Source organism: Lachnoanaerobaculum sp. (assembly GCF_057250505.1).
The window spans coordinates 1-7,307 of sequence record NZ_DBHIEQ010000052.1; the positions used below are offsets into that span (position 1 = coordinate 1).

Below are 7,307 nucleotides of genomic sequence, written 5' to 3' on the forward strand. Positions count from 1 at the left end.
AAACTTGTATCTCTGCAAGAACTCAAGGTCAAACCTAAATAGCAAACAATACATACCATTGAATATCTAAATGCTTTCATTACTTATATATCCTTACTTTTGACATAAAGTCATTATAGTTTCCCCATTGTTTTTCAACTACTTGACTGCTCCAACCATCCATCAATTTACAAAATTGACCACTTTTTGCACTCCTTATTCCTACGCAGACTGTAATATGCCCTACATTTTTACTGTACGGACTTCCAGCTGCAAAGCCAAGCAAACATGGTCTTGAATTTGTTTCTGATTTAACATCTGAAAAACTTGGACTCCACTTGTTATTCACAGAAACTGAATAGCTGCTACTCTTATTTTTAATATATTTTTTTATTGTATTAAGTTTAAATAAGCGTTCTCATTTACAATAGCCGGCATAGCATTAACGTATAGATATTTTACCGAAGAACTATTTTCAATATTTAACGTTTCAGCCGCAGTATCGTATGCCGGTATTCCTGAAGAAAATTCCAGCACATTTGCCCCTGAAGCGTCTACTATTACATAACCTTCATTATTATTGTTCTTAAGGTAATACAAATCGCCTAAAACTGTTTGAATATCTGAGTCAAATAACTCATAACCATAAACAATATCTACATTATTCCATGACTCATAGCCTTCATTATCATCAGAGCTATTTATTTCTGAAACAAATTCTTTTACAGTTTCTGTTCCTTTATCTATCTGAGCTGCCCATATAGGAATAGTTAACTCGACTTTTTAAGAGGTAATGTATCAACCTGCTCACCTAAATCAATCTCTTCGAGACGATATTTCCAGTGATATACTACCGGGTCGGCGTTGACTTCCTCAAAATACTTATATATTCGCTCCACCAGTTCCTCTTTGCTATTAACACGAATACCCTTTAAGGACTGTCGAGTAAGCTTACTAAAGAATCCTTCAACAAGGTTCAACCATGAACCGTGTTTTGGAGTAAATACAAATTCAAATCTTCCGGGAATTGAAGCAAGATATTTTTTTGTTTCTTCGCAAGTATGCACCTTGAGATTATCCAACACCAAGCGAATCTTATCCTCTTTGCAATATTTCGAGTCAAGCAGTTTAAGAAACTCTATGTATTCTTTACTTGTATGACGATCTTTGACAAGCGGAATTGCTTCTCCGGTTTGAAGATCTATACCGACAAGTAACGAAATCGTTCCTAAACGCTTGTATTCATAATCTCTGCTGAAGGTTTTATGATTCTCATCCGGTGGAAGATCCTCAGAAGTATTTGCTGTAGCCTGTATACCCGGCTTCTCATCATATGAGAGAACGTGAACAATTTGACCATCTTTGGCAAAGGGTAGCAGCTGACCATCTTCATCGAACTGCATTGATAACTGCTTATAGACCAAGAGAACATTGTGCATCTTCTGATCAAAGTCAGGATCTCGCTTACGGCAGTAATACTTTATCTTGTTAGGCTTAATATCTGCCTCTTCAAGTATCGTCCGAACCTTTGACTGACTTATAGTGGAAAGTCTTATGTGACCGGACTCTTCGGCAATCTTATTTATGTGTTTCGTCAGAAGAGCCCTTGTCCATACTTCGGCTGAATATCCAAGTTCTACAGGTTTTTGGCAAGCGATATTTATAATCTATGCTTTTTCATCATCAGTAATCTCTGCGTTGCGACCGCGACCGGGAGCATCCAAAAGGGCATTTTCAACACCACCTTCTTTGAATTTTTTAAGACAAAGCATAACGCTACACCTGTTGATGCCTACTTTATCTGCGATTACATCAATAGCTACACCTTCTGCCTTAAGGAGCAATATTCTTGCTCGACAAACGGTTTGAGCCTGAATAGTTCGTGAACGTGTTTGTGATTTGAGATATTCTCGTTCCTCTGACGTTAATGTTATTGTGGTTGCTTTTCTACCCATGATTTTTCCTCCATATGTACTATATGAATATTATATCATGGAACACTTATTTAATCGAGTTATTTAGAAACTTTTATACTAGATAATCTGATATCTCAACTAATTTTTCACTCTAAATCTATTTCATCAAATTTAACTACATCCCCAGCTTATTCTGCATCAAAGTAATATTAAATTACAACATCATCAATAGTCCATTATCTCTACAATTCTCTGTATAAAATTTTTTTTATCTTCTCCATTTTCTTTTTCAATTTGTTTTACTATAGCCCCATCTTTCATTAGTAGCACTTTTTTACTATAACTTGCTATTGTCGGATCATGTGTTACCATTAAAATAGTACGATTTTCTTCTAAGTTTAATCTTTCAAAATATTTTATTACAATTTCAGAATTGATGCTATCTAAATTCCCGGTAGGTTCATCTGCTAATATTATCTTAGGTTCGTTTATAATTGCTCTACATATTGCAGTTCTTTGTTTTTCACCACCTGATACTTCTGTTGGATATTTGTCTAAAATTTTATCAATCTCAAACCTTTTTGCATTTTCTAATATTAATGATTCAATCTCTCTATACGGCTTATTACTTATATATAAAGGTAATAGAATATTCTCTTTTAAAGTCAGACTATCTACCAGATAAAATTCTTGAAACACAAATCCCACTATTTTTTGTCTAACATCTGATAATATTTCATCAGAACAACTACTTAAATTAATATCTCCAACAATTGCTCTTCCGGTAGTTGCCTCTTCAATCCCTCCAAGTATTTTTAATAAAGTAGTTTTTCCACAACCTGATTTTCCCATAATGCTAATAAAGTCCCCATGATATACCTCTAAACTGACACCATTTAAGACTTGATTTAAATTAACAGATATTTTTCCCCTTTTCTTCTTATCTTCCTTATTATATATTTTGGTTAAATCAACAGCCTTTATAACTTCGTTCATATATCCCACCTATCCTAATCGCCTTAAAATATAAGAAATAAATTGTTTTTTAAGTATTTTATAGTAAATATATTCCAATGTTAAATATCCAACTATAAATATTGCAAAAAAAGTGCAAATCTGAATTCTCTGCTCTACCATATTGACACCAACACCGGATAGTATATAAAGATACATCATGGATAATATACCTGCTAATATCACAGGAATCATAAAAGGCAATTGAAGTTCTCTTGTGGCAGTATTAGCAATAGTCTTCTTGTTCATGCCCATAATATAATACGCCTTGTATTTTTCCGACAAATAATCTATCTGACTAAATGTATTTATATAGATTGCACTATTCTTAAAGATAGTGATTACAATGGCTACCAATACGAAGACAATAAGCATACAAAGTATTACATTTCTATTTATTTCTACATATTTATCCTTTTCGTATATTCTTACTTTCATTTCATCTTGTTGTTCGTAATCATTCAGTACTTGTTTAATACGATTTTGATCTCCATGCTCTTTTGCATTTACAAATATAATATGTTTATTCTGTCCATATCTGCTGATATCCTCATAGTCTCTGTGATTCATCAAAAACATATATTCATTTCTATAGTTTTCAAATACTCCAAATATATTTTCCCAATATCTGCTTTTAATACTATAGTCAAATTGTTGTCCGTTTATAGTGTAAATCGATATAAAACTCTCTCCATTTAACGCCTCAAAATCTTCCTCCAATTCCAATGCAATCCCTATTATCTCTCCACTCTTTAGAGTCCAATTTTTATTGCGAAAGGTATTATAGCGTTCAATATCTACACATCTTATATCCCCTATATTTTTGTTATTTTTTATTTCCGAAACATCTAGTGTAGATATATCCATAGGAATTTTTGAATTTTTCAGGCTTTCAATCAAGGTATTTGGCACAGAATAGCTCTCTATAACAAAGTCATTTGGGTACATCATTTGATAGCTTTCTACTGTATTTGCATATATGTTATTATAAATATTTACTCCTATGAAAACAAGTAGGATTATTCCACTTAATAATGAAAAATATATAATCTTACTAAATTTATTGAATCTAAAGACGAAATTATTTATAAATAAAAAATTTTTATAATATAACTTTGTTTCTCCTCTTAATAATTGTAGTATAGGAAATGCCATAGATACAAAAATAAAATATAGCCCTATAGAAATTAACAATATGGAAGAAAATGTTCGTAAAATTACATCTCCTTGTTGAATTAAAATAACATACAAAGAAAGTATCGACAAAATAATTCCAAATACAAATCTATACCAGCCTTTTTTAGCTAATGTATCTGCTCTTTGTTCCTCTATAAGCAAATCATTTAATTTCATTTTTCTTATCTTAATATAAATACAAAGAGCAGATATAAAATATAAAGCAAAATATATCATATAAATGAAAATATAGCTTTTTATTGGATATATAACCATCGGAAATTCATATAAAAACACTTTTTTAAAAAGGTATATACTTCCATGGTAAAAAGACGCCCCAATCATGCTCCCCAAAATCATGGATACAATATATGTGGCAAGAAGTTCAATTATTATACATTTGAATAAATTTGATTTTTTCTGTCCTAAAATAATAAAAATAGCATAATCTCTGCTTTTCTTTTTTGTGTAGTTTAAAAATGTATAAATAATAAAGCATAACGAAATAAGCAGGAACACATAAGAGATCCATTTGAGTGTGCTAATCTCACTGTTCATAATTTTAATATTTTCTATTTCTACAACTTCTCTCATAGCATTCAAATAACTTGATATAATGATATATCCTGCTACTGCTATCACCGAACTTACCAAATAGAATATATAATCTTTATACTTTGATTTCATATTTTTTAATATTAATGTGTATAGCATAATTCCTCTTCTTCTGCAAAAACTTATTATATTATATAAAATATGATTCTGTTTTTGCAAGACCTTTTTACAGAAAGTTGCAAGGTAAAAAGTATGCTCCAAACGTTAAGTTAATGACATTGTGTATTTGTCCGGATATTTCTATTTCGTTCTTCGGGAAGTAAAATTACTTATTTCCCGACAATCCCTTATTTTATAATTCCGGGAATAACTTTTCCCCACAGTGCAAGACCAAAAGCTAATACTGCCTCTTTCTTGCGATCATAATATACACTTCTTTCCATATTCAAAATCTCTAGCATTTCCTTTTCTGTACGAGTCTTCTTATCAAAATACACTTTCATAAGAATATCCCTATATAATTCTCCGTATGCTGGAAAATCTTCCACTTCCCTCAATGCGTTTTCACACATTTGAAGCATTGCACGATTCTGAAATAACACAAATAGATTATCCTGTATGTGCTGTCTCTTCTCTTTAGGTGCAAAATTTATTAAGTATACCAGTGCTTCATCAAGGCTCCCAATAACCAGATCTTTTAGCTCGCATATCTGCTCATCTGCATTAACAGTACATAGCCAGCTCATTTGTCTATATACAGAAAGAAGTACCTTTGCTTTGTCACAAACATTTACTGGATCTAATACTGAAGCACGGAATAGATCCAGTAAAGTGTGCATAGCTTTCGATATACTCGCCATAAATTACACAACCAAATTAAGTTGCGAATATGGAAAAAAAACTTCTCCATTGATACTATCAAGTTTTATCTTGTTTCCCACATTGTTCTTGATCAGCTTTTTTATCATCTGATTAGATACTCTATGTCGGTTGTTAGCTGCCAACACTGCATCCTTAATATCTACCTTAACGCAATGAGCAAGGTCATAGACGTAAACCTTCAGCAAAATATATGAATCGTACTCCCCACCTACAACATACGTTCCGTTTCCACCGGGGTATCTTCTGTTGTAACGGTACTGATCCTTCCCCTTCACTCCTTGTTTCAAATAAACTGTATTCAATGTCTCAAAAGAAATATCTACAATTCTGCCCTTCATACTGGCACCTCCTTAATTTGATAGTGTCAGTATAGATAAATATTTATTTAATTTTGCTGGGTAAACATCTCAAAAAATTATTCTTTTCCAGTTATTCCAAGTTTTCCTAGACCATAAGATTTATACTTGTATATAATCTCGTCCCTTTCTTCTGGTCTAAAATATGAAATAATAATATCTCCATTTGCACATAAGTAATAGACTAGCACATACGAAACATTCTCGTCAAAATATCCTTTATATAATTCTCCTTGAACTTCAATTCTTTCCTTATGTGGTTCAAGATATACTGTCGCTTTATCAAGTAATTTCATATCATCCGAAAGCAACCACACCAATTTTTCCATAAGAGACTTGTCTAGTGCTAATTCTCTTCCGAGATTGAGAACTCCTATTGAACCATAATTGTCATAAACTAATCTACGCACTAAACCTGTATTTATTAGCTTTTGTTCCAATTCATCTAATTTATTTACTGCCACAAATCTTGGAACAATCATCCTCTCTACTGTATGAACAAGTGCATTGTCTACAAATATAAAATCTTTCAAATCATGATGCTGTAAAGCCCAACGTCTTATTTTTTGAAATATAACTTCTATCTCTCTTACTATTCCCTGTAATTCGCCACCACCAATATTAACATTATATCTATTTTCAATTCTTATCATCCACTCCTGTATATGCTTTGCATCTGCTTTTTCTGCATTTTTAAGTGTTGCCGTCAATGTCTTTTCTTTAACTTTAACACCATAAGCATCGTTTCTGACTTTTATATCATTTTTATTACAATAAATAATCTCTTGAACGATTGTAACAAACCAAGACAAGAGTAACCTATTTTCCGGAATTTCAGATGGCTTTTGTTCCTTAATCCATTTTGTTAGCACATGAAGATACTTTCTAGCCGTCCGTAGTCCAGACATATCGTTTTTATTCAGCTCTTCTTTACTTCCAAAAATTAGATATTTTAAGTCCACAACATCTGACTCACTCTTATCCACCGTGACTAGGCACGCATGATCTTTTATTAGTTTTTCAAGAATTGCTTCTTGCCATTCTTTAGTGACTATATAATTTTCCCATTTTACAAAAGTTTTAATGTATTCGTCATCATTACTGCTATATTTCTCTATTACTGCATACGTTTTAATTCTGTCTTCTTCTTCACATAGCATAATATGCTCTATTAACAGAGTATAAAATCCCAAAAAAATATTATCACTAGGTATATGTTTATCAGTCTGTTCTAGTTGATCATATATATTATTTTGAAAGTAATTCTTAGCAACTATTAGTTCATTCTTTGAAGTCTTAATATTCTCTGGCTTTAATGCTTCCTCATTAAATGATAGCTCCATAATTCTGCTTAAAGTATTAAGCCACCTTTGATTTCTTTGAGCAAGGGTCTTTTTCCTCTTCCTTGCTTCTTCAATGCCAATAACAC

At 31.9% G+C, this 7,307-nt stretch carries 7 protein-coding genes and 1 pseudogene; all 8 read right to left on the minus strand.

Annotated elements, in window-relative coordinates:
* Positions 1 to 79: 79 nt before the first annotated feature.
* Positions 80 to 328 carry a hypothetical protein gene (locus tag ACO6FI_RS12890; protein WP_314447220.1) on the minus strand — a complete coding sequence of 83 codons (249 nt, stop codon included), beginning with the start codon at positions 326 to 328 and terminating at the stop codon, positions 80 to 82.
* Positions 329 to 369: 41 nt separating this feature from the next.
* Entirely contained in the window at positions 370 to 579 is a 210-nt protein-coding gene (locus tag ACO6FI_RS12895) for a hypothetical protein (RefSeq protein ID WP_314447221.1), read from the minus strand.
* A 170-nt stretch (positions 580 to 749) separates the two neighbouring features.
* Positions 750 to 1,934: pseudogene (locus tag ACO6FI_RS12900) on the minus strand (IS630 family transposase).
* A gap of 186 nt (positions 1,935 to 2,120) precedes the next feature.
* Positions 2,121 to 2,891, minus strand: a complete 771-nt coding sequence (locus ACO6FI_RS12905) for an ABC transporter ATP-binding protein (RefSeq protein WP_485457682.1) — start codon at positions 2,889 to 2,891, stop codon at positions 2,121 to 2,123.
* A 9-nt stretch (positions 2,892 to 2,900) separates the two neighbouring features.
* Positions 2,901 to 4,799 (minus strand): ABC transporter permease, encoded by a 1,899-nt coding sequence (locus ACO6FI_RS12910; protein WP_485457683.1) that lies wholly within the window; start codon positions 4,797 to 4,799, stop codon positions 2,901 to 2,903.
* A 188-nt stretch (positions 4,800 to 4,987) separates the two neighbouring features.
* A complete protein-coding gene (locus ACO6FI_RS12915) occupies positions 4,988 to 5,500 on the minus strand; it encodes a hypothetical protein (protein WP_485457684.1) in 513 nt (170 codons plus the stop codon).
* Positions 5,501 to 5,503: 3 nt separating this feature from the next.
* Positions 5,504 to 5,860: a hypothetical protein gene (locus ACO6FI_RS12920; RefSeq protein WP_485457685.1), complete on the minus strand. Its 357-nt coding sequence runs from the start codon at positions 5,858 to 5,860 to the stop codon at positions 5,504 to 5,506.
* Between the two features lie 77 nt (positions 5,861 to 5,937).
* Positions 5,938 to 7,307, minus strand: a 1,370-nt coding sequence (locus tag ACO6FI_RS12925) for a hypothetical protein (RefSeq protein WP_485457686.1), incomplete at its 5' end; no start/stop codon positions are given.